Annotated in this window: 18 protein-coding genes; 12 read left to right on the top strand and 6 right to left on the bottom strand. The window is 73.4% G+C overall.

Annotated features, from left to right (window positions below):
* The first annotated feature begins 84 nt into the window (after window positions 1-84).
* The 5 genes from ACFYOJ_RS10325 to ACFYOJ_RS10305 are packed head-to-tail and all read left to right on the top strand — an operon-like array spanning window position 85 to window position 4696.
* A complete protein-coding gene (locus tag ACFYOJ_RS10325; protein ID WP_356553852.1) occupies window positions 85-1695 on the top strand; it encodes an ATP-binding protein in 1611 nt (536 codons plus the stop codon).
* Window positions 1696-1721: 26 nt separating this feature from the next.
* Window positions 1722-2099: a roadblock/LC7 domain-containing protein gene (locus tag ACFYOJ_RS10320; RefSeq protein WP_388596591.1), complete on the top strand. Its 378-nt coding sequence runs from the start codon at window positions 1722-1724 to the stop codon at window positions 2097-2099.
* Complete coding sequence (locus ACFYOJ_RS10315; protein WP_356553856.1) at window positions 2096-2512, top strand: DUF742 domain-containing protein; 417 nt, start codon at window positions 2096-2098, stop codon at window positions 2510-2512. The genes ACFYOJ_RS10320 and ACFYOJ_RS10315 overlap by 4 nt, the downstream gene beginning before the upstream one ends.
* Window positions 2493-3113, top strand: coding sequence for an ATP/GTP-binding protein (locus ACFYOJ_RS10310; protein ID WP_356553858.1), 621 nt, complete (start codon window positions 2493-2495; stop codon window positions 3111-3113). The genes ACFYOJ_RS10315 and ACFYOJ_RS10310 overlap by 20 nt, the downstream gene beginning before the upstream one ends.
* A gap of 53 nt (window positions 3114-3166) precedes the next feature.
* The gene (locus tag ACFYOJ_RS10305; RefSeq protein WP_356553859.1) at window positions 3167-4696 is read left to right on the top strand and encodes a cytochrome P450; all 1530 of its coding nucleotides are present in this window, start codon (window positions 3167-3169) and stop codon (window positions 4694-4696) included.
* Here the strand turns inward: ACFYOJ_RS10305 and ACFYOJ_RS10300 are convergent.
* From ACFYOJ_RS10300 to ACFYOJ_RS10290, 3 genes are all read right to left on the bottom strand, one after another.
* Window positions 4690-5658 carry an RluA family pseudouridine synthase gene (locus tag ACFYOJ_RS10300; protein WP_356553861.1) on the bottom strand — a complete coding sequence of 323 codons (969 nt, stop codon included), beginning with the start codon at window positions 5656-5658 and terminating at the stop codon, window positions 4690-4692. The genes ACFYOJ_RS10305 and ACFYOJ_RS10300 overlap by 7 nt on opposite strands.
* A gap of 90 nt (window positions 5659-5748) precedes the next feature.
* A complete protein-coding gene (locus ACFYOJ_RS10295; RefSeq protein ID WP_356553863.1) occupies window positions 5749-6591 on the bottom strand; it encodes a siderophore-interacting protein in 843 nt (280 codons plus the stop codon).
* 162 nt (window positions 6592-6753) lie between these two features.
* On the bottom strand, window positions 6754-7683 hold the full coding sequence (locus ACFYOJ_RS10290) for a 5'-3' exonuclease (RefSeq protein WP_356554052.1): 930 nt from the start codon (window positions 7681-7683) through the stop codon (window positions 6754-6756).
* Window positions 7684-7851: 168 nt separating this feature from the next.
* Between ACFYOJ_RS10290 and ACFYOJ_RS10285 the strand changes: the two genes are divergently transcribed.
* The 3 genes from ACFYOJ_RS10285 (at window position 7852) to ACFYOJ_RS10275 (ending at window position 12517) form a co-directional block, all read left to right on the top strand.
* The gene (locus ACFYOJ_RS10285; protein WP_356553864.1) at window positions 7852-8937 is read left to right on the top strand and encodes a glycine betaine/L-proline ABC transporter ATP-binding protein; all 1086 of its coding nucleotides are present in this window, start codon (window positions 7852-7854) and stop codon (window positions 8935-8937) included.
* Complete coding sequence (locus ACFYOJ_RS10280; RefSeq protein WP_356553866.1) at window positions 8930-11545, top strand: ABC transporter permease/substrate binding protein; 2616 nt, start codon at window positions 8930-8932, stop codon at window positions 11543-11545. Before ACFYOJ_RS10285 ends, ACFYOJ_RS10280 begins: the two co-directional genes overlap by 8 nt.
* 402 nt (window positions 11546-11947) lie before the next feature.
* The gene (locus ACFYOJ_RS10275) at window positions 11948-12517 is read left to right on the top strand and encodes an XRE family transcriptional regulator (protein ID WP_356553867.1); all 570 of its coding nucleotides are present in this window, start codon (window positions 11948-11950) and stop codon (window positions 12515-12517) included.
* A gap of 87 nt (window positions 12518-12604) precedes the next feature.
* Here the strand turns inward: ACFYOJ_RS10275 and ACFYOJ_RS10270 are convergent, their stop codons facing one another.
* Window positions 12605-13771: a TDT family transporter gene (locus ACFYOJ_RS10270; protein ID WP_356553868.1), complete on the bottom strand. Its 1167-nt coding sequence runs from the start codon at window positions 13769-13771 to the stop codon at window positions 12605-12607.
* Window positions 13772-13841: 70 nt separating this feature from the next.
* Here ACFYOJ_RS10270 and ACFYOJ_RS10265 point away from each other — a divergent pair, with 70 nt between their 5' ends.
* Entirely contained in the window at window positions 13842-14807 is a 966-nt protein-coding gene (locus ACFYOJ_RS10265) for a LysR family transcriptional regulator (RefSeq protein WP_388596531.1), read from the top strand.
* Window positions 14808-14917: 110 nt separating this feature from the next.
* Here ACFYOJ_RS10265 and ACFYOJ_RS10260 read toward each other — a convergent pair whose 3' ends face one another.
* Window positions 14918-15688: a gamma-glutamyl-gamma-aminobutyrate hydrolase family protein gene (locus tag ACFYOJ_RS10260; RefSeq protein WP_356553870.1), complete on the bottom strand. Its 771-nt coding sequence runs from the start codon at window positions 15686-15688 to the stop codon at window positions 14918-14920.
* 120 nt (window positions 15689-15808) lie between these two features.
* Window positions 15809-16543 (bottom strand): FCD domain-containing protein, encoded by a 735-nt coding sequence (locus ACFYOJ_RS10255; protein WP_356553872.1) that lies wholly within the window; start codon window positions 16541-16543, stop codon window positions 15809-15811.
* Between the two features lie 74 nt (window positions 16544-16617).
* Here ACFYOJ_RS10255 and ACFYOJ_RS10250 point away from each other — a divergent pair, with 74 nt between their 5' ends.
* The 3 genes from ACFYOJ_RS10250 to ACFYOJ_RS10240 are packed head-to-tail and all read left to right on the top strand — an operon-like array spanning window position 16618 to window position 20189.
* The gene (locus tag ACFYOJ_RS10250; RefSeq protein WP_356553874.1) at window positions 16618-17982 is read left to right on the top strand and encodes a glutamine synthetase family protein; all 1365 of its coding nucleotides are present in this window, start codon (window positions 16618-16620) and stop codon (window positions 17980-17982) included.
* Between the two features lie 17 nt (window positions 17983-17999).
* Window positions 18000-19400 (top strand): aldehyde dehydrogenase family protein, encoded by a 1401-nt coding sequence (locus ACFYOJ_RS10245; protein WP_356554055.1) that lies wholly within the window; start codon window positions 18000-18002, stop codon window positions 19398-19400.
* A 6-nt stretch (window positions 19401-19406) separates the two neighbouring features.
* Entirely contained in the window at window positions 19407-20189 is a 783-nt protein-coding gene (locus tag ACFYOJ_RS10240) for a 3-oxoacyl-ACP reductase (RefSeq protein ID WP_356553876.1), read from the top strand.
* The last annotated feature ends 28 nt before the right edge of the window (window positions 20190-20217 follow it).

Below are 20217 nucleotides of genomic sequence, written 5' to 3'. Positions count from 1 at the left end.
ATGCGCCGAAGGTCCCGGCAACTGCCAGGCATACCCCCAGCCGGCTTCCCCGTTCCCGTCGATCCGTGATGTCAGAGGGCCTACATGGTGAGTGTCGATTCCCCTCCAGGGCGCAGCGAACTTCCCTACGCGCGCACGCTGTTGCTCCCCGCGATACTGATGGCCGCGGCGACCGGGGCGGCCGTCGCCCTCGTGCCGGAAGCCGCCCGGCCCGCCGTCGTCTGGTGCGGTGCCGTCGCCACGCTCCTGGTGATCGCGACGGCGGGCGAAGCGGTACGCCGCGGCCGCGTCCTGCGGGCCGTGCGCGCCGAGCACGCCCGTCACAGCGCGTACCTGGAACGGCGGGTGGCCGGCCACCACGAGGAGATGGCCCGCATCGGCACCGAGATCCTCCCGGCGGCGCTGCACCACATGCGCAGCGGGAACACCCCCGCCGAGGTGATGAGGCACCTGCACGAGCTGGACCCGTCCTACGCCGACCTCGGCGAGCCCCAGCGCCACCTGATCCACAAGGTCTGCGCGATCATCGACCACCAGGACTCCATGCGCGAGTCCGCAGAGCGCTCCTTCGTCGACATCGCCCGCCGTGTCCAGGCGATCGTCCACCAGCAGAACAAGGAACTGCGCGAGATGGAGGAGGACCACGGCCGCAACCCCGAGGTCTTCGACGACCTCCTGCGCCTCGACCACGGCACCGCGCTGATCGGCCGCCTCGCCGACTCGATCTCCGTCATCGGCGGCGGCCGCCCCGGACGCCAGTGGCCCGCCCCGGTCGCCCTCTACAGCGTGCTGCGCGGAGCCATGTCCCGGATCCTGGAGTACCGCCGGATCAACCTGGCCTCCATCGCCAAGGTCAACATCAAGGGCACCGCGGTCGAGCCCGTCATCCACGCCGCGGCCGAACTCCTCGACAACGCCACCCGCTACTCGCCCCCCGGCTCCAAGGTGCACGTCACCGCGACCGAGGTGCAGAGCGGCGTGTGCATCGAGATCGAGGACGCCGGCGTCAGCCTCAGCGAGGAGTCCCGCGCCCGCATCGAGGGCCTGCTCGAGGACGCCAAACGCGGCACGGACGTGCAGGACCTCAGCCAGCACCCGCGCCTGGGCCTGTCCGTCGTCGGGCGGCTGTGCACCCAGTACGGCATGGACGTCTCGCTGCGCGCCTCCGCGTACGGCGGGGTCCGCGCCATCCTCATCGTGCCGAGCAAGATGATGACCACCGAGCCCGGCGTCGGCCTCGCCCACGGCATCGGCGCGGCCTCCATCCCCACCCCGGGCCCCGACGCCCTGCCCGGCCCCGAGCGCAAGCCCAAGAAGCGCCGCCCCACCAGCCCGCGCATCCCGGCCACGGTCTCGTTCGAGGACGACGTCCCCGAGGTCACCGAGTGGACGGCGGGCGGCCTCCCGCAGCGCCGCAGCCGGGTGAAGACGCCGCTCAGCCGGCGGCTCGCCGAACAGGCGGCCTGGGAGCGGGAGGAGGCCGAGCGGGAGGCCCGCCTGGCCGCCGAGCGGGCCCGCAACGGCGTCCCGGCCCCCGAGCCCGAGCCCGCGCCGGCCGACGTGACCCCGCCGGGGCAGTGGGTCGAGGCCTTCTGGGAGGGCCTCAAGCAGCATCCGGGCCTGACCCAGGCCCACCAGCAGTCCGGCAGCCGGCCGGCCGGCGCCCCGGCCGACGACGAGGGGAACCTCAAGTGATCGAGCAGCAAGGCAAGTTCGACTGGATGCTCAGGGACCTCTACGACGGTGTCCCGGGCATCGAGATGATCGTGGTGCTCTCCGCCGACGGTCTGCGCATCGCCCGCTACTCCGGCGACCCCGACGCCGCCGACCGGGTCGCCGCCGCCTGCGCCGGCCTGCAGAGCCTGGCGGGCGCCGTCGCCCAGGAGATCCCCACCAGCGACGGTGGGATGAAGATGGTCATCATCGAGATGAACGGCGGCTACTTCTACCTGATGGCCGCCGGCCCCAACGCCTACCTCGCCGTGCTCTCCGACGTCCGCTGCGAGCCCGGCCGGATGAGCCTCAGCATGGCCGACCTGGTCGCCCGCATCGGCCCCCACCTGACCAGTCCCGCGCGGCGCAACGGGCAGACCGTATGACTCCTCCGCAGCGCCAGAGGCGAACCCCCGGCCAGGAGCCGTCCGCGGCCTCCCCCTCGGCGGACCCGCCGCCCGGGGAAGGCGAACTCCGCAACCCCGAGCGGCTCTTCGTCATCGGCGGCGAGGGCGGCGGCGAGCGCGCCGACATCGACCTGGTCACGCTGATCGTGGCCCGCGCCGATCCGCCGGCGTCGGCCACGCCGGAACAGGCGGCCCTGCTGCGGCTGTGCGCCGCACCCCTGTCCGCGGCCGAGCTGTCGGCCTACCTGAGCCTGCCGTTCAGCGTGGTGACCGCGCTCCTCACCGACCTGCTGGCGGTGGAACTGGTGCAGGCCCGCGCGCCGGCCGTCCGCCGGAAGGTCGCCGACCGATCCCTTCTCGAAGCGGTGATGCATGGACTTCAAAAGCTCTGACACGATTCCCGGACCGCGCACGGAGGACCGGCTGCCGCACACGGCCGAGACCGCCGTGAAGATCGTCATCGTGGGCGGTTTCGGGGTCGGCAAGACCACCATGGTCGGCTCGGTCAGCGAGATCAGACCGCTGACCACGGAGGAGACGATGACCCAGGCGGGCATCGGCGTGGACGACAACTACGGCTCCCCCTCCAAGACCGCCACCACCGTCGCCATGGACTTCGGCCGCATCAGCATCACCGACCAGCTGGTGCTGTACCTGTTCGGCACTCCCGGCCAGGAACGCTTCTGGTTCCTGTGGAACGGCCTGTTCGAGGGTGCGCTCGGCGCGGTGGTGCTGGTCGACACCCGCCGCCTGGAGGTCAGCTTCGACGTCATGGGACGGCTGGAGGAACGCGGCGTCCCCTTCGTGGTCGCCGTCAACTCCTTCCCGGACGCGCCCCGTCACCCGGTCGCCGAGCTGCGCACCGCGCTCGACCTGCCCGAGGAGATCCCCATCCTCGACTGCGACGTGCGGCGCCGCGCCTCCAGCCGGGACGTCCTGATGACACTGATGCGCTTCCTGCACTCCCTCGCCGTGAAGGGCGTGCTCGTCTGACCCGCACGACCGCTCCCCCCTGCCGACCCACACCCCTGTTGCGGAGCCACACTGTGACGCCTGAACGCCCCGCCCCCGCCGAAGCGGGCGCCCCGCTGCTCGAACCACCCCCCGGCTGCCCCGCGCACGGACTCGGACCGGGCGGACTGCACCGGCTGAACGAGGCCGGCGACCTGGACGAGCTCTACGAGCGGCTGCGCGGGCAGTACGGGCCGGTGGCGCCCGTACTGCTCCACGACGACGTGCCGATGTGGATCGTCCTCGGCCACGCCGAGAACCTGCACATGGTGAGCACACCCGCCCAGTTCTCCCGGGACAGCCGCATCTGGACCCCGCTCAACGAGGGCATGGTCAGACCGGACCATCCGCTCATGCCGCACATCGCCTGGCAGCCGATCTGCTCCCACGCCGAGGGCGACGAGCACAAGCGGCTGCGCGGCGCGGTCACCGGCGCCATCTCCACGATCGACTACCGGGGGCTGCGCCGGCACATCACCCGGCACACCCAGCGCCTCGTCAACCGGTTCTGCGAGGAGGGACACGCCGATCTGATCGGCCAGTTCGCCGAGCACCTGCCGATGGGCGTGATGTGCGAGCTCCTCGGCATGCCGCAGGAGTACGACGACCGGCTGGTCGAGGCCGCCCGCGACACGCTCAAGGGCACCGACACCGCCGTCGCCAGCCACGCCTACGTCATGGACGTCCTGGGGCGGCTCGCCGCGGCCCGCCGCGCCCGGCCCGAGGACGACATCGCCGGTCACCTCGTCACCCACCCGGCCGGACTCACCGACGACGAGGTCAGGGAGCACCTGCGGCTGGTCCTGCTCGCCGCCTACGAGGCGACCGTCAACCTCCTCGGCAACGTGCTGCGCGTCGTCCTCACCGCCCCGGGCTTCCGGGCGCAGCTCAGCGGCGGCCAGATGACGGTGCCCGAGGCGGTCGAGCAGTCCCTGTGGGACGAGCCGCCGTTCAGCACGGTGCTGGCCTACTTCGCCAAACAGGACACGGAACTGGGCGGCCAGCGCATCCGCGCCGGCGACGGCCTGCTGTTCGGCATCGCGCCGGGCAACGTCGACCCGCGCATCCGCCCCGACCCGGCGGCGGGCATGCAGGGCAACCGGGCCCACCTCGCCTTCGGCGGCGGCCCGCACGAGTGCCCGGGGCAGGACATCGGGCGCGCCATCGCCGACGCCGGCATCGACGCGCTGCTGATGCGGCTGCCCGACGTCCGGCTCGACTGCGACGAGGACGAGCTGCGCTGGCGGTCGTCGATCGCGTCGCGGCACCTGGTGGAACTGCCGGTGCGGTTCGAGCCGCGGCCGCAGCAGGAGGTGACGCAGCAGCCGAGCCACACCCAGGTGCCGCCGCAGCGCGTCGGCTGGCACATCGGCACCTCGCTGCCGGAGCCCCGGAGGGAGGTGAGCACCGTACCGGCGCCGGAGCCCGTGCCCGCCGCGTCCGTGACGGCGCCGGACCCGGCGGCCGCGGTGCCGTCCGGGCCGTCCGGGCCGGCAAAGCCGCCGGAGCAGGTCCGGCCCCGGGGCGCCTGGCAGCGCTTCCTGCTCTGGTGGCGCGGCTACTGACGGCCGGCCCACTCCTCGTACGCCGTCCACGCCGTGAGGGTCCGTCCGCTCAGGAACCGGTGCGCGCGTCCCGTGACCGGATCGGTGAACGCCAGCTCCCGCGCGAGCAGTTGCAGCGGGCGCCGGAAGTCGCCGGCCGGCACGGGCGGGGCCACCTCGGGGTAGAGGGGGTCGCCGAGGATCGGTATGCCGAGCGCGTTCAGGTGCACGCGCAGCTGGTGGGTCTGCCCGGTGGCCGGCACCAGCCGGTACCGGCCCAGGGGCGTGCCGCCGGCCGGGCCCGGCCGGCGCTCGGCCAGCTCGATCCGGGTCTCGGCGTTCGGCTCGCCCTCGACCTGCCGGGCGGCCAGGACCCCGCGCTCCTTCACGATCCGGCTGCGTACGGTCCGGGGCAGGGCGAGCGCGGGGTCGTAGGGTGCGACCGCCTCGTACTCCTTGCGCACCCGCCGGTCGCGGAACAGCGTCTGGTAGGCGCCGCGCTCCTCGGGGCGCACCGTGAACAGCACCAGCCCGGCGGTGAGCCGGTCCAGGCGGTGCGCGGCGCCGAGGGAGGGGAGGCCCAGCTCGCGGCGGAGCCGGGCCAGCGCGGTCTCGGTTACATGGCCGCCGCGCGGGGTGGTGGCCAGGAAGTGCGGCTTGTCGGCGACGACGATGTGCTCGTCGCGGTAGACGACCTCCAGCGGGAAGGGCACCGGCACCTCGGGCGGCGCCTCGCGGTGGAACCACACGTACATCCCGGGCTCGTACGGCGCGTCCGCCGCCACGGCGCGGCCGTCGGCGCCGACGAACCGGCCCGCGGCGAACATGGCCTCGACCGTCCCGGGCCCCGCGCCGGACAGCCGCTCCACCAGATGCTCGCGCACGGTCGCCCACGGCCCGCCGGCGGGCAGCCGCACCCGCACCGGGTCCACCCCGTGGCGCTGGGGGAGGGGCGGGGGCGGGGGAGGCGTACGGCGTCTCATCGGGTGCCAGCGTACGAGGCGGCGGCCGGCTCCCGGCAACCGCCGTACCCGGCCCGGCACCGCCGGTCCGGTGGCCGGGCGGTCCGGTGGCTAGGCGGCCGGGGCCTTCTCCTGCTCCGCCTCGACGCGGGCGTTCCACTCCGGCTTGGACGCCTGCCAGCCGTCCTCGTTGTGGCCGAGCCGCCAGTAGCCGGAGACGGACAGGTCCTCGCGGGGGATCCGACGCTCCACACGCAGCAGCTTGCGCAGTTCCTTCACGCAGCCCGCCTCGCCGTGCACGAACGCGTGCACCCGGCCCTCGGGGAAGTCCAGGCCGCGCACGGCCTCGACCAGGGCCTGGCCCACCGGGCGGTCACCGCGGTGCAACCAGACGATCTCCACGTCCGAGTCGATCTTCTGCTCCTCCTGGGCGTTCTCGACCTCGACGAACGCGAAGGCGCGGGCGCCGTCGGGCAGCGCCTCCAGGGACCGGGCGATCGCGGGCAGCGCGCTCTCGTCACCGGCGAGCAGGTGCCAGTCGGCGGCCGGGTCGGGGGCGTACGCGCCGCCGGGGCCCAGGAAACGGACGGTCTCGCCCGGCCGGACGCGCTTCGCCCAGGGCCCGGCCAGCCCCTCGTCGCCGTGGATCACGAAGTCCAGGGTCAGCTCGCGGCGCTCGGCGTCCCACTCGCGCACCGTGTAGGTCCGGGTGACCGGCCACTGCTCGCGCGGGAACTCCTCGCGGATCCGCTCCATGTCGAAGGGCTCCGGGTAGGTGGCGCCCTCGGCGGGGAACAGCAGCTTCACGTAGTGGTCCGTGCAGGTGTCCGCCGAGAACCCGGCGAGCCCTTCACCGCCGAGCACCACACGCTGCATGTGCGGGGTGAGCCGTTCGGTGCGGACGACCTGTGCGGTGTGCGGCTTGCGCGGCCTGCGGCCCGGGCGCTCTGCCATGACGGCCTCCCTGTTCCCTGAGTTAGGTATACCTAAGTTAGCATCCTCGCCCCGGTCGGGATCCCCTGACCGCAGTCCCCCGGGCCCTCGGGGCACCGTACGGGTGCCCCTCGCCGGAGGGCTGATTCCGTGCGCGGACCCCGCCCGCGCACGGTGACACGCTCAGGCGCCCAGCGTCGTCAGCAGCCGCTGCAGCGACCCGCCCAGGCCCCAGCGGGCCGTCAGTTCCTCCAGCGCCGCCGGGTCGCGCGGGGTGCGCGGCAGCGCGGTGGGGACGTCCGGCAGCGGTACGTCGTCGGCGACCCGGACGACCTTCGGGGCGACCGCGAGATACGGCCGGGCCTCGGTCAGCCGCCTGCGCTGCGAGGGCGTGAGCTTCGCCGCCGGGTCGTCGACCGCCGCCTCGATCCCCGCCAGGTCGCCGAACTCGGCGAGCAGCTTGGCGGCCGTCTTCTCGCCGATGCCGGCCACGCCCGGCAGGCCGTCGCTCGGGTCGCCGCGCAGCACCGCCAGATCGGCGTACCCGCGGCCGTCGACGCCGTACTTCTCGCGCAGCACCGCCTCGTCGGTGAGCTGCAGGGTGCCGACGCCCTTGAGCGGGTAGAGCACGCGCACGCCGCGGGCGTCGTCGACGAGCTGGTAGAGGTCGCGGTCGCCGGTGACGATGTCCACCGGCCCCTTCGCGCGGGCGGTGTAGGTGCCGATCACGTCGTCCGCCTCGTACTCCGGCACGCCGACGCGGGCGATGCCGAGCGCGTCGAGGACGGCCTCGATCACCGGTACCTGCGGGGACAGCGTGTCGGGCACCTCCTCGGCGTCCGGGCCCGCCGGGCGCTCCTCGGCGACGCGGTGCGCCTTGTAGGAGGGGATCAGCTCCACCCGCCAGCGCGGGCGCCAGTCGGCGTCCATGCAGGCGACGAGGTGGTCGGGCCGGTGGTCCTTCACCAGGCGGTCGATGAAGTCGAGGAGGCCGCGCACGGCGTTCACCGGCGTGCCGTCGGGCGCCTTCACGGAGTCCGGCACGCCGAAGTAGGCGCGGAAGTAGAGGGAAGCGGTGTCGAGGAGCATCAGTCGTCCGGTCACGCCTCGCATCATGCCGCAGGTCACGCGAGTGAATACCGGGGTTCATGTGAGCCGGGTCACTCCTGTGTTTGGGTCGGGGCGATCAGGGCAGGCGCGCAGCCGGGTGATAGCTGGTTGATTCATTCAACTGTTGGCCGGTTTCGCACCCCGTCCCTGCCCCCGAGCCAAGAGGTAAGCGTGTCAGCGAGGCTAGAGGCCGAGCACCTGTACAAGGTGTTCGGCAGAAAACCGGACCAGGCGGTCGAACGACTGCGCCAGTCGGCCGACCGGGAGGAACTGCGCGCCGACGGCGCCACGGCCGCCGTCATCGACGCCACCTTCACCGTGGAGCCCGGCGAGATCTTCGTCGTCATGGGCCTGTCCGGGTCCGGCAAGTCCACGCTGCTGCGCATGCTCAACGGCCTGCTGGAGCCGACCGCCGGGCACGTCCGCTTCGGCGGCCAGGACCTCACCGAGATCAGCGAGCGCCAGCTGCGCGAGGTCCGCTCCAAGAAGATCAGCATGGTGTTCCAGCACTTCGCGCTCTTCCCCCACCGCAGCGTCCGTGACAACGCTGCCTACGGCCTTGAAGTGCAGGGCGTGCCCCGCGCCGAGCGCGAACGCCGCGCCGACGAGGCGCTCGCCCTGTGCGGCCTGGCCGGCTGGGAGAAGTCGTGGCCGGACGAGCTGTCCGGCGGCATGCAGCAGCGCGTCGGCCTCGCCCGCGCGCTCGCCACCGACGCCGACCTGCTGCTGATGGACGAGTCCTTCAGCGCCCTCGACCCGCTGATCCGCCGCGACATGCAGGACCAGCTGCTCGAACTGCAGAAGACCCTGAAGAAGACCATCGTCTTCATCACCCACGACCTGAACGAGGCCATGCGCCTGGGCGACCGCATCGCCGTCATGCGGGACGGCCGGATCGTGCAGATAGGCACCGCGCAGGACATCCTGATCCGCCCCGCCAACGACTACGTCGCCTCCTTCACCCAGGACGTCGACCGCTCCCGCGTCCTGACCGCCCGCGCCGTCATGGAGACCGGACTGCGCGGTGACGAGGCCGACTGCGCGTGCGAGACGGCGACGCCCGAGACGCCGTTCACCGACCTGTGCGCCATCAGCGCCCGCGTGCCGCACCCCGTCGCGGTCGTCGACGACGGCGACCTCGTGGGCGTCGTCCCCTCCCGCCGCCTGATCGGCTTCCTGGGCGACGAGCAGGGCGAGGCCGGCATCTGCGACTCCCCGCGCGACAAGGGCACCGAGAAGGTGATGGCCCGTGCCTAGGATCCCGCTCGGCGACTGGGTCAACGACGCCGTCGACTGGCTGCTCGCCCACGTCGCGTGGCTCTTCGACTTCCTCAAGACCGTCTTCACCGGCACCTACGACGGCATCAACGCCGTCCTCCAGGCGCCCGAACCCCTGCTCCTCGTCGGCATCTTCGCGGTCATCGCCTTCTGGCTGCGCGGCACGCTCGCCGGTGTCCTCACCTTCCTCGGATTCGCGTTCATCGTCTCCATGGAGCTGTGGGAGAACGCGATGATCACCCTGGCGCTGGTGCTCGTCGCGACCATCATCGCGCTGGTCGTCGCCGTGCCCGTGGGCATCTGGGCGGCCCGCTCCGACCGGGTCAGCGGCATCGTCCGGCCGGTGCTGGACTTCATGCAGACGCTGCCCGCGATGATCTACCTCATCCCGGCGATCCTGTTCTTCGGCACCGGCGCCTCCGCGGGCATCGTCGCCACCCTGATCTTCGCGCTCGCCCCGGGCGTGCGCATGACCGAGCTGGGCATCCGCCAGGTCGACAAGGAACTGGTCGAGGCCGCCGAGGCCTTCGGCACCACCCCCCGCAACACCCTGCTGCGCGTCCAGCTCCCGCTGGCTCTGCCCACGGTGATGGCGGGCGTCAACCAGGTCATCATGCTCGGCCTGTCCATGGCCGCGATCGCCGGCATGGTCGGCACCGGCGGCCTCGGCGGCGACGTCAACGAGGCCATCGGCCAGCTCAACGTGGGTCTCGGCTCCGAGGCCGGTGTCGCCATCGTGATCCTCGCGATCTACCTGGACCGCATGACCGGCGCCCTGGGCACCCAGGTCTCCCCGCTCGGCCGCCGCGCCGCCGCCAGGGCACGCGCCGCGGGCGGACTGAAGATCTGGACCTACCGGCCCCGCCCGCAGGTCGCCGTCATCGGCGTCGTCGTCCTGGGCCTGGTGGCCGGCGGCATGGGCGTCTCCGGCGGCTCCGGCGGCACCGAGGGCGTCGCCGCGGGCAAGAACGTCGGCCAGGGCAAGAAGATCACCCTCGGCTACGTCCCCTGGGACGAGGGCGTCGCCTCCACCTTCCTGTGGAAGGAGATGCTCGAACAGCGCGGCTACGAGGTGGAGGCCAAGCAGTTCGACGCGGGCCCGCTCTACACCTCCCTCGCCCAGGGCGACATCGACATCGTCACCAACGCCTGGCTGCCGACCACCCACGAGCAGTACTGGAAGAAGTACGGCGACCGCCTCGACGACCTCGGCTCCTGGTACGACGAGACGTCCCTGGAGCTGACCGTCCCCGCCTACATGAAGGACGTCGACACCCTGGCGGACCTCAAGGGCAGGGCCGGCGAGTTCGGCGGGAAGATCACCGGCATCGAGTCCAGCGCCGGCGAGATGGCCCTGCTCAAGAGCAAGGTCCTCGAGGAGTACGGCCTGGACAAGGAGTACAAGGTCGTCGACAGCTCCACCCCGGCGATGCTGGCCGAGCTGAAGCGGGCCATGAGCAGGAAGGAACCGATCGTCGTCACGCTCTGGTCCCCGCACTGGGCGTACAACGACCTCGACCTGAAGAAGCTCGAGGACCCCAAGGGCGCCTGGGGCGAGGGCGACGGCGTGCACACGCTGTCCCGCAAGGGCCTCGCCGGCGACGACCCCACCGTCGCCCGGTGGATGAAGGACTTCACGCTCACCGAGAAGCAGCTCACCAGCCTCGAGGCCGAGATCAACAAGGCCGGCAAGGGCAAGCAGCAGGACGCCGTGCGCACCTGGCTGGGGTCCCACCCGGGCCTGGTCGACAAGCTCGCCCCCGTGAAGGGCGGCTCCGGCGCCGTCCCGGCCGAGGCCGGGCGCCCCGTGGACGTGGCCTGGTTCCCCTGGGACGAGGACGTCGCCGTCACCCACCTGTGGAAGAACGTCCTGGAGCGCCGCGGCTACAGGCTGAACCTGAAGCAGATGGACGTCGGCCCGGTCTACACCGGCCTGGCCACCGGCGACATCGACCTCAACTTCGACGCGTGGCTGCCGCACGCCCAGAAGAACTACTGGGAGAAGAACAAGGACAGGCTCACCGACCTGGGCACCTGGTACGAGCCGACCTCCCTGGAGATCGCCGTCCCCTCGTACGTGAAGGACGTCAGGTCCCTCGCGGATCTCAAGGGCAAGGCGGACCTGTTCGACGGGAAGATCATCGGCATCGAGCCCGGCACCGGTCAGATGCAGCTGGTCAAGAACGACGTCCTGCCGGCCTACGGCCTCCAGGACGAGTACGAGGTCGTCGACGGCTCCACCCCGGCGATGCTGGCCGAGCTGAAGCGCGCCCTCGCCAGGAAGGAGCCGGTCGCGGTCACGCTGTGGTCCCCGCACTGGGCGTACAGCGAGTACGAGCTGACCAAGCTGAAGGACCCGAAGAAGGCCTTCGGCGAGGGCAACACGATCCGCACCATCTCCAGCAAGGCGTTCCCCGGGCAGTACCCGCAGCTCACCGAGTGGATCAAGAACTTCCGCATGAGCGAGGACGAACTCGGCAGCCTGGAGGCGGAGATCAAGGACCGCGGCCAGGGCCACGAGCAGCAGGCGGTGGAGGCCTGGCTGGAGGAGCACCCGGACATGATCGGCCGGATGACCCCCGCGTAGCCGCCGTACCGGTCCCCTGAGGGGTGGGCTCCCACGCTCCGAAGAGCACGGGAACCCACCCCTCGCGTTCGTTCACCCCCGGAACACGGTTAGGATCCGGACAACCACGGAGCGCCATGTCACCGGCCCAGCCCCCGGCGGGCGGGACGGGACGGACCGGCGGGGAACACGGAAAGCCATGTGTGCCTTGAACCGGTAGGGCGTCCGCCGTCGCGGCGGGCGGGCTCGTCACGTGGCGAGAAACGTGAGGTCGCGGCCAGTGGTCCGTGACGTCGATGTGACGGCCGCGTGAAACGGTTTGCCGGACATGCGTAGGGTGCAGAGAACTCCTCGGGAGGACGGCACCCGGACGCGGGCGGCACCCGGACACCACGGCGACGGGCGAAGGAGGGAGCCGGAGCGATGGGCGACCACAAAGACCAGCACCTTCGAGTGGGCGCGGCCGTACGGCGGCGGCGCCGGGCCCTGGAGCTCACCCTCGCCGTCGTCGCGGAGCGCAGCGGCCTGTCCGTGCCCTTCCTGAGCCAGGTAGAGAACGACAGGGCCCGCCCCAGCCGGACCTCCCTGGAGAAGGTGGCCGACGCGCTGCGCACCACCGCCGTGGAGCTGCTCGCCGCCGCCGATCCCGCGTGCAGCGTGGACGTGGTCCGCGCCGAGGACCCGGACCCGGAGTTCGCGCCGAGGACGCGCTCCCTGGTGCGCGGACACCACCAGATGCACGCCTCGGAGTTCACCGGCGACCACGACGCCGGCCGCGAGCTGCAGTACCGCAACGACCAGTTGATGTTCGTCGCCGAGGGCGCCGTGGAGATCGAGGCGGAGGGCCGCGCCTACCGGCTGGGCCGCGGCGACACGCTGTACCTGACCGGCGGGGTGCGGCACCGCTGGCGGGCGACGGTCCCCGAGACACGGCTGATCGTCGTCGCCGTCGCCGAGCACATCGAGGCCGTACGGGACCGGCCGCGCCGGTGAGGGCCGTCTGCCCGGTGCCGTCTCCGGCGGAGCCCGTCGCCCGCACCGTTCCCGGTCCGCCCCGCGCCCTCGTCGTCGGGCGGTTCCTCAGCCGGCACGGGCCGCCGCCGGCCGCGGCGCTCCGGATGCCGGGCGCGGCGCTGCGGGCAGCGCTCCACCGGCCAGACCGCGCGCGGTGTGCACGGCGGCGACGGCCCAGGCGGTGACGAGCAGGACGTACAGGGCGACGGCGAGCACGTCGCAGGCGACGAGCCCGGTGTGCCGGGCCAGCGCCTCGGCGCCGGTGACACAGGTGCCCACCGGGAAGGTGAACGACCACCAGGTCATCGAGAAGCCCATGCCCGCGCGCCGGGCCCGCACCACGTGCGCGGCGGCGAGCGCCAGCCACATCAGGGCGAAGCCCGTCACCGGAACGCCGTACAGGACGGCCAGCACCCCGAAACCCTCGGCGTACGGCCCCGGCACGACCCCGGGAGCCACGTCCGCGAACTGTCCCACGGCGGTCGTGGACTGCCCGAGCGGGCCCAGCACCAGGAAGAGCGAGGGGGTGAGCGCGAGCGGCAGCGGGCCGCCGGTGAGCAGCCGGCCGAAGATCACCGGGAGGGTCACCAGCGTCGCGAGCAGACTCAGCCCGAACATGGCCACGCAGGCGAACAGCAGCGTTCCGCGGGCCTGCCCCGGCGGCAGGTGCGGCACCAGCAGCGGGCCGACGGCCGCGGACACCATCGGCGCGACGAGCGGCAGCAGCCACACGGGACTGGCCTGCCCCGGCCCGATCCGGTGCCGTACGGCCATCAGGTACGGCACGGCGACCGCCGCGGCGAGCCCGGTCAGCGTGCCGGCGGTGAACAGCACGGCGTCCAGGGCGACCGCGGCCGGGAGACCGGTCCAGTCCCGCCCGACGGTCACGGCGCCGCCGCCGACGGACAGCAGGGCCATCGCCGGACATCCGTAGAACGGGGCCGCCGCCGGGTCCAGCAGATGCGCGCGGGCCTGGTCGCGGTGGTGGATCCAGTGCAGGGACCGGGCCACGAGCAGGGTGGTCAGCAGGACGAGGGACAGGGCCCAGACGGCGGTGCAGGCGGTGCGCAGCCCGGGCACGTGAACGGGGAGCCCGGCCCCCGCGGTGCCGACGACGGCGGTGCCCATGACGCAGGCGTACCAGTTGGGCCCGAGATGACGGACGGCCGGGACGCGCCGGACCGGGACGACGGCGGGGGACAGGGACGGGGCCGGCTGGGCTGCGGTGACCATGCCCCCACGGTCCCGGCGTCCGACGCCCCTGACCAGGGACCATGTCCCTATGAGGGCATAAGCTGGGGTTATGAGCAGGGGAAGCGACGGGAGTATCGGGAGCGGCGAGGAGGACGGACAGGGCCGGCCGGGGCGGTACGTCGCGGGTTCACTGGCGCACCGGGTGCCGGACCTGGGGGCCATGGAGCTGCTGCTGGCGGTGGCGCGCCTGGGCAGTCTCGGCGCGGCCGCGCGCGAGCTGGGCATCAGCCAGCCGGCCGCCAGCAGCCGCGTCCGCTCGATGGAGCGCCTGCTGGGGGTCGCCCTGGTGGACCGCTCGCCGCGGGGGTCACGGCTCACCGACGCCGGTGCGCTGGTCACGGACTGGGCGCGCCGGATCGTGGAGGCGGCCGAGGCGTTCGACGCGGGAGCGCAGGCGCTGCGGGACCGGCGGGACTCACGGCTGCGGGTGGCGGCGAGCATGACGATCGCCGAGTACCTGCTGCCGGGCTGGCTGGTCGCGCTGCGCGCCCAGCTGCCGGACACTGCCGTGTCGCTGCTCGCGGGCAACTCGGCGGTGGTCGCGGAGCGGCTGCTGTCCGGCGAGGCCGACCTGGGCTTCGTGGAGGGGGTCGGCGTCCCGGCGGGCCTGGACTCCGCCGTCATCGCGCACGACCGGCTGATCGTCGTGGCGGCACCCGGCCACCCCTGGGCCCGGCGCCGGCGCCCGCTCACGGCGGCGGAACTGGCGACGACCCCGCTGATCCTGCGGGAGAAGGGCTCGGGCACCCGGCAGGTCCTGGACGCGGCCCTCGGCGGCCTCGCCCGGCCCCTGATCGAACTGTCGTCGACGACCGCGGTGAAGGCGGCGGCCGTGAGCGGCGCCGGCCCCTCCGTCCTCAGCGAACTCGCCGTGGGCGAGGAGCTGACGACCCGGCGCCTGGTGAGCGTGCCGGTGGCGGACGTCGCCCTCGCCCGCGACCTGCGGGCGGTGTGGCCCACGGGCCACCGCCCGACGGGCCCGGCCCGACGACTGCTGTCACTGACACGGGGCTGAGCCTCTGCCGCCGCGGGACGGGCTCCGGCCGGGGAGCCGTCCTCGACCAGTGACGCGGTGTTCCGTGCCGACGCGGGCCGGCGTGCTCGTCGCCGGCGCGGGCAGGCCGGTCACCGTCCCCACGGGGCCGGTGCGGCATCGTGCCGGCGGCGGCGCGGGGCCGGACGCCCCGGCCGCCGGGCCGGGGACCGGGCGGCCCCGGCGGCGTCCACCAGCGCCCGCATCACCCGTACGTCCTCGCCCATCTCCGGATGCCACTGCACACCGAGGACCCACCCGTCGGCGGGCGGCAGTTCGACCGCCTCCACCGTGCCGTCCGCCGCGTGGGCCGACGCGACGAGCCCCGCGCCGAGCCGGTCCACCGCCTGGTGGTGGTACGTCGGCACGAACATCTCCTCGGGCACGACACCGGCGTACAGGGAGCCCGGCACCGGCGTGACCGGGTGGCCGCCGAACACGCCGACGGCCTCGGCGTGACCCTCGATGTGCTGCACGAGGGTACCGCCCAGGGCGACGTTGAGCAGCTGCATGCCCCGGCAGACGCCCAGCAGCGGCAGGCGCGCGGCCAGGGCCGCCTCGACGAGCGCCAGCTCCCAGGCGTCCCGGGGCCGGGACGGCGGGCCGGTGCGCGGGTCGGGGGCGGCGCCGTAGCGGACCGGCTCCACGTCCGGACCGCCCGCGATCACCAGTCCGTCGAGGCGGGCGACGGCGGCGGCGGCCCGTTCCGGCTCGTCCGGCGGGAGCATCGCCGCCAGCCCGCCCGCCCGCTGCACGAGCCGCGGATATCCGGCCGGCAGCAGCGCCGCCTCCAGCTCCCAGACGCCCCAGCGCGCCCCGGGCTCCAGGTACGTGCTGACACCGATCAGCGGCCTGTCCGCCATCCGACCTCCCGGTGGTGGACCGCCCGCGCGGACGGTCAGGTCAATGGATCGCTCCCGTACCTTTGCCGAAGGTACCCGTCACGGCAGGACTCTCACGCCGGAAGCCCCGTGCCGGAAAGCTCACGCCAGAAAGCCGCGCAGCAGCGCCGCGGTCCCCGCGCAGTGCTCCCGGGCGATCTTCCGCGCCCCGTCCGCGTCCCCGTCGAGCACGGCCGCCACGAGCGCGCCGTGCTGCCGCTGCGAGTGCTCCAGGTTGCGCACCAGCAGCGGAATGCAGTCCAGCAGGCCGTTCAGGGTGGCCCGGACGGACGCGTACTGCGCGGCCAGCGCGGGGGAGCCGCACAGCTCCGCCAGGGTGAGGTGCAGCCCCGTGTCCAGCCGCCGGTACTCCGCCGGCGGCGCGTCCCGGGTGCCGGCCAGCGCCTCGCGCAGCCGCGCCGCCCGCTCCCCGGTCAGCCCGCGCTCCGCGCACAGCCCGGCCGCCCCCGCCTCCAGCACCTCCCGGAAGCGCAGTACGTCCTCGAGGTCGACCCCGGCGACCCGGCGCCGCAGCTCGTCCTCGCCGCCCGCGTCCGGGCGGGGCAGCACGAACGTGCCGCCGTACCGGCCGCGCCGGGCCTCCACCAGTCCCTGGTCCTGGAGCACCCGCAGCACCTCGCGCAGCGTCACCCGGCTGACCCCCAGCCGCCTCGCCAGTTCCCGCTCGGCCGGCAGCCGCCCGCCGGCCGGCACCAGACCCAGCCGGACGACCTGGAGGATCTGCTCCAGCGCCTCCTCGAAGCCGTTGCCGGCCCGCACCGGCCGCAGCACCGGCGCGAACCGGTCCGGCACGCTCCCCCCGACCGCCTCCGGCATACGGCCGCGCCCCCTTCCCAACCAATGGTCCTCAGCCATACCTTATGGCTCCCGGCCAGAAGGAGGCTCTCCCCGTGGCAGACCGCACACCCCCGCTCGGGGTCGAGGAACTGCACGCCCTCGTCGCCACCGGTGACATCGACACCGTCGTCCTGGCCTTCCCCGACATGCAGGGCCGCCTGCAGGGAAAGCGGTTCGCCGCGCGCTTCTTCCTCGACGAGGTCCTCCACCACGGCACCGAGGGCTGCAACTACCTCCTCGCCGTCGACGCCGACATGAACACCGTCGACGGATACGCCATGTCCTCCTGGGACCGCGGCTACGGCGACTTCGTGATGCGCACCGACCCCGCCACCCTGCGCCGCCTGCCCTGGAACGAGGGCACGGCCCTGGCCGTCGCCGACCTCACCTGGGAGGACGGCACCCCGGTACCCGCCGCGCCCCGCCGGATCCTGCGCCGCCAGCTGGAGCGCCTCGCCGGGCACGGGTACACCGCCCAGGTCGGCACCGAGCTGGAGTTCATCGTCTTCCGCGACACCTACGAACAGGCCTGGGACGCCGGCTACCGCGCGCTGACCCCGGCCAACCAGTACAACGTCGACTACTCCGTCCTCGGCACCGGCCGCGTCGAACCCCTGCTGCGCCGCATCCGCAACGAGATGACCGGCGCCGGCCTCGCCGTCGAGTCCGCCAAGGGCGAGTGCAACCCCGGCCAGCACGAGATCACCTTCCGCTACGACGAGGCCCTCGTCACCTGCGACCAGCACGCCGTCTACAAGACCGGCGCCAAGGAGATCGCCGCCCAGGAGGGCATGTCCCTCACCTTCATGGCCAAGTACAACGAGCGCGAGGGCAACTCCTGCCACATCCACCTCTCCCTCACGGACGCCGACGGGAACAGCGTCATGCCCGGCGACCGCGAGGGCGGCATGTCCGAGGTCATGCGGCACTTCCTCGCCGGACAGCTCGTGGCGCTGAGGGAGTTCTCGCTGCTCTACGCCCCGAACATCAACAGCTACAAACGCTTCCGGCCCGGCTCCTTCGCCCCGACCGCCGTCGCCTGGGGCCACGACAACCGCACCTGCGCCCTGCGCGTCGTCGGCCACGGCCGCTCGCTGCGCTTCGAGAACCGGCTCCCCGGCGGCGACGTCAACCCGTACCTCGCGGTGGCCGGCATGGTCGCGGCCGGCCTGCACGGCGTCGAACAGCGGCTGGAGCTGCCCGAACCGTGCCCCGGCAACGCCTACGCCGCCGGTTACGCGCACGTCCCGGCCACCCTGCGCGAGGCCGCCGAGCTGTGGGAGAACAGCGCCCTCGCCAAGGACGCCTTCGGGGACGAGGTCGTCGCCCACTACCGCAACATGGCGCGCGTCGAACTGGACGCCTTCGACGCCGCGGTCACGGACTGGGAGCTGCGCCGCTCCTTCGAACGCCTGTGAGGTCCCCCTTGCCCGACATGCACGAGGTGTCCGAGGCGCCCGACGAACTGCGGGTGCTGAACCCCGCCACCGAAGAGCTCCTCGCGACCGTCCCCGCCGCCTCGGCCGCCGACGTGGACGCCGCCGTCGTACGGGCCGCGCGGGCGCAGACCGTCTGGGCCGCCCTCGCGCCCGGCGACCGGGCCCGGCTGCTGCGCCGCTTCGCCGCCGCCGTCGACCGGCACCTGGAGGAACTGGCCCTGCTGGAGGTACGGGAGGCCGGGCACACCGTCGGCAACGCCCGCTGGGAGGCGGGCAACGTGCGGGACCTGCTCGACTACGCCGCCGGGGGAGTGGAACGGCTCACCGGCCGGCAGATCCCGGTCGCCGGCGGCCTGGACGTCACGTTCCTCGAACCGCTCGGCGTCGTCGGCGTCATCGCGCCCTGGAACTTCCCGATGCCGATCGCCGCCTGGGGCACCGCACCGGCGCTCGCGGCCGGCAACGCAGTCCTCCTCAAGCCCGCCGAGACCACCCCGCTGACCGCCCTGCGCCTGGCCGGTCTGGCCCTGGAGGCCGGACTGCCGGAGGGGCTGTTCCAGGTGCTGCCCGGACACGGCCCGGTCGCGGGGGACGCGCTCGTCCGGCACCCCGGCGTCGCGAAGATCGTCTTCACCGGCTCGACCGCCGTGGGCCGGCGGGTGGCCGCCGGGGGCGCGGCCCTCCTCAAGCCCGTCACCCTCGAACTCGGCGGCAAGAGCCCCAACATCGTCTTCGCCGACGCCGACCTGGAGGCCGCCGCGGCCGCCGCGCCCATGTCCTTCCTGGACAACTCCGGCCAGGACTGCTGCGCCCGCACCCGCATCCTCGTCCAGCGCACGGTGTACGACCGCTTCCTCGCCCTCCTCGCCCCCGCGATCGAGGCCGTCCGCGTCGGCGACCCGGCCGACGAGAGCACCGACATGGGCCCGCTCATCTCCCGCGCCCAGCTGGACCGCGTCCGCTCCTACGTCCCCGACGACGCCGGCGGCATCCGCGGAAAGGCCCCCGAGGGCGGCCCCGGCTTCTGGTTCCCGCCGACCGTCCTCACCGGCGTCGACCCGCACGCCCGCGTGGCCGTCGAGGAGGTCTTCGGGCCCGTCGCCGTCGTCCTGCCCTTCGACGACGAGGCCGACGCGATCCGCCTGGCCAACGCCACCGACTACGGCCTCTCCGGCTCGCTGTGGACCCGGGACGTCGGCCGCGCCCTGCGCGTGTCGGCAGCGGTGCGCGCCGGGAACCTGTCCGTCAACTCCCACTCCAGCGTCCGCTACTGGACGCCGTTCGGCGGGTTCAAACAGTCCGGCCTCGGCCGCGAACTCGGCCCGGACGCGCTGACCGCCTTCACCGGGACCAAGAACGTCTTCCTCAGCGACGCCGCGACGAGCACGGAGGCCTAGCCACCCATGACCGAGGACATCATCTGCCGCCGCCTGACCGGCCGCACCGCCGTCGTCACCGGGGCCGGCAGCGGCATCGGCCTCGCCTCCGCCCGCCGGCTCGCCTCCGAGGGCGCCCACGTCGTCTGCGGCGACGTGGACGAGACCCGGGGCAAGGCGGCGGCCGAGGAGACCGGAGGCCTCTTCGTCAGGGCCGACGTCACCGACCCCGACCAGGTCGAGGCGCTGTTCCGGGCGGCGTACGACACCTACGGCAGCGTCGACGTCGCCTTCAACAACGCCGGCATCTCCCCGCCGGACGACGACTCCATCCTGGAGACCGGCCTGGAGGCGTGGAAGCGCGTCCAGGAGGTCAACCTCACCTCCGTCTACCTGTGCTGCAGGGCCGCCATCCCCTACATGCGCCGCCAGGGCCGGGGCTCGATCATCAACACCGCCTCCTTCGTCGCCCGGATGGGCGCCGCCACCAGCCAGATCTCGTACACGGCCTCCAAGGGCGGCGTCCTCGCCATGTCCCGCGAACTGGGCGTGCAGTTCGCCCGGGAGGGCATCCGCGTCAACGCCCTGTGCCCCGGCCCGGTCAACACCCCGCTCCTGCGGGAGCTGTTCGCCGAGGACCCGGAGCGGGCCGCGCGCCGCCTAGTCCACATTCCGGTCGGGCGGTTCGCCGAGGCCGAGGAGATCGCCGCCGCCGTCGCCTTCCTGGCCAGCGACGACTCCTCCTTCGTCAACGCCACCGACTTCCTGGTGGACGGCGGGATCTCCGGGGCGTACGTCACACCGCTGTAGATCCGTACGCGCCTCGTCCTACAGTGCC

The sequence above is a fragment of the Streptomyces sp. NPDC006384 genome, assembly GCF_042870695.1.
Taxonomy (GTDB): Bacteria; Actinomycetota; Actinomycetes; order Streptomycetales; family Streptomycetaceae; genus Streptomyces.
The sequence above is the reverse complement of the archived record's forward strand: the minus strand, read 5'-3'. Positions and strand labels throughout refer to the sequence as shown.

Coding starts and splice junctions, on each gene's coding strand:
- ACFYOJ_RS10265 (WP_388596531.1), top strand. CDS start 13,842: ATGAGCAGGGGAAGCGACGGGAGTATCGGGAGCGGCGAGGAGGACGGA.
- ACFYOJ_RS10275 (WP_356553867.1), top strand. CDS start 11,948: ATGGGCGACCACAAAGACCAGCACCTTCGAGTGGGCGCGGCCGTACGG.
- ACFYOJ_RS10245 (WP_356554055.1), top strand. CDS start 18,000: ATGCACGAGGTGTCCGAGGCGCCCGACGAACTGCGGGTGCTGAACCCC.
- ACFYOJ_RS10320 (WP_388596591.1), top strand. CDS start 1,722: ATGCTCAGGGACCTCTACGACGGTGTCCCGGGCATCGAGATGATCGTG.
- ACFYOJ_RS10255 (WP_356553872.1), bottom strand. CDS start 16,543: ATGCCGGAGGCGGTCGGGGGGAGCGTGCCGGACCGGTTCGCGCCGGTG.
- ACFYOJ_RS10240 (WP_356553876.1), top strand. CDS start 19,407: ATGACCGAGGACATCATCTGCCGCCGCCTGACCGGCCGCACCGCCGTC.
- ACFYOJ_RS10310 (WP_356553858.1), top strand. CDS start 2,493: ATGGACTTCAAAAGCTCTGACACGATTCCCGGACCGCGCACGGAGGAC.
- ACFYOJ_RS10270 (WP_356553868.1), bottom strand. CDS start 13,771: ATGGTCACCGCAGCCCAGCCGGCCCCGTCCCTGTCCCCCGCCGTCGTC.
- ACFYOJ_RS10290 (WP_356554052.1), bottom strand. CDS start 7,683: ATGCGAGGCGTGACCGGACGACTGATGCTCCTCGACACCGCTTCCCTC.
- ACFYOJ_RS10325 (WP_356553852.1), top strand. CDS start 85: ATGGTGAGTGTCGATTCCCCTCCAGGGCGCAGCGAACTTCCCTACGCG.
- ACFYOJ_RS10300 (WP_356553861.1), bottom strand. CDS start 5,658: ATGAGACGCCGTACGCCTCCCCCGCCCCCGCCCCTCCCCCAGCGCCAC.
- ACFYOJ_RS10315 (WP_356553856.1), top strand. CDS start 2,096: ATGACTCCTCCGCAGCGCCAGAGGCGAACCCCCGGCCAGGAGCCGTCC.
- ACFYOJ_RS10295 (WP_356553863.1), bottom strand. CDS start 6,591: ATGGCAGAGCGCCCGGGCCGCAGGCCGCGCAAGCCGCACACCGCACAG.
- ACFYOJ_RS10260 (WP_356553870.1), bottom strand. CDS start 15,688: ATGGCGGACAGGCCGCTGATCGGTGTCAGCACGTACCTGGAGCCCGGG.